Source organism: Streptomyces sp. NPDC058525, from assembly GCF_042719495.1.
Lineage (GTDB): Bacteria > Actinomycetota > Actinomycetes > Streptomycetales > Streptomycetaceae > Streptomyces.
Genome location: NZ_JBHXNP010000226.1, coordinates 1 through 1,344, shown reverse-complemented (window position 1 = coordinate 1,344; position 1,344 = coordinate 1). Strand labels below are relative to the sequence as shown.

Annotated in this window: 1 protein-coding gene; it reads left to right on the top strand. The window is 68.4% G+C overall.

Annotated elements, in window-relative coordinates; translation table 11 throughout:
- Nucleotides 1-491 precede the first annotated feature (491 nt).
- Nucleotides 492-1,013: a hypothetical protein gene (locus tag ACFWP3_RS41990; RefSeq protein WP_384232226.1), complete on the top strand. Its 522-nt coding sequence runs from the start codon at nucleotides 492-494 to the stop codon at nucleotides 1,011-1,013.
- Nucleotides 1,014-1,344: the final 331 nt, after the last annotated feature.

The window sequence follows — 1,344 nt, the reverse complement described above, 5'->3', positions numbered from 1 at the left end:
TGTCCTTCCGGGTCGGGCCGCCCTGTCAAGGGCGCTCCTTCGTCGCGTCGCTTCGCGATGGCCTCCGGCCACCCTTGACAGACCGTCCCAACCCGGAAAGACAAGGACCGGCGGGAACCCCCCAAAAGAACGGTCCACTGGGTCATGACCACCACCCATGCCCATCAGGGACCGGCACCTAGCGACCGGGGGCCAGCAGGATCCCCGCCCGGGCCCGGCAGAGGGCCATTCCCCGACGGGTGCCGCCCAACCCGCACCAAACAGCGGCGAGAAGCCCATCCGGAGCCGGTAGGCGCGCCAGATCGCTACGCGCTTCTCATCTCTCAGCGTCCGACGGCCGTCTGGGGCTGGGAACGGGTGCGGGTGTGGATCTTCCGGGAGTGTCCGGTCCGGTCTGTCAGTGGGCTGTCAGCGGTTGGTCTGTGGCCCGTCAGGGGGCGACGTCATGGTGTGCACGTCCCCCAGGCAGCAACCGAAAAAGAGGAACCACGATGGACGCCGTCACCGCCGGACTGCAGCTGCTGATCGCACTCGCCTTCCTGAGCATCCCCCTCGTCCGCAGCCGCTACGGAGCGCGCGCACAGGCCGCAGTCGAGGCCGAGTTGGGGCGGCAGGGGGTCCGTACCACCGTGATGGCAGAGAACGGAATGCGTCTGGACGCGGGTGGTCACGAGACCTGGGCGCCCGTCGGCATAGCCTCGGCCCTGACCTTCTCCGCCGTGGTCACCCTCGCCGGGCTGGGGTGGAGTGGGACCCTCGCGTGGATCGTGCAGTCACTGGTCGTTCTCGTGAACTGCGCCATCCTCTACAGCAAGCTGACCGCCGTGCCCTCCGTGACCGCCGCCTTCGCGAAGTCCGGCGATGCCGAACTGGCCCGCATCGACGTCAAGTCCATGCTCGCCGCCGCCGAGAAGGGCTTCCCCCGCTGGGTCATGCCCTACCTCCAGAACACCCGCCACGTAGTGGTCTTCGCCGGCTCCCTCACCATCCTCCTCCTGCTCGCCACCCACTGACCCCCATCACCCCCCGACTGCCTCTTCCCAGCCCCAGACGGCCGTCGGACGCTGAGAGATGAGAAGCGCGTAGCGATCTGGCGCGCCTACCGGCTCCGGATGGGCTTGTGGCCGCTGTTTGGTGCGGGTTGGGCTGCCCCCGTCGGGGAATGGCTCCTCGCCGGGCCTTCTGGGGTCTCTGCCGGTCCCCGGTCACAAGGTGCCGGTCCCTGATGGGCATGGGTGGTGGTCATGACCCAGTGGACCGTTCTTTTGGGGGGTTCCCGCCGGTCCTTGTCTTTTCGGGTTGGGACGGTCTGTCAAGGGTGGCCGGAGGCCATCGCGAAGCGAC

Bases quoted from the DNA above. Each gene is read 5' to 3' on its own strand.
- ACFWP3_RS41990 (WP_384232226.1), top strand. From the start codon at position 492: ATGGACGCCGTCACCGCCGGACTGCAGCTGCTGATCGCACTCGCCTTC.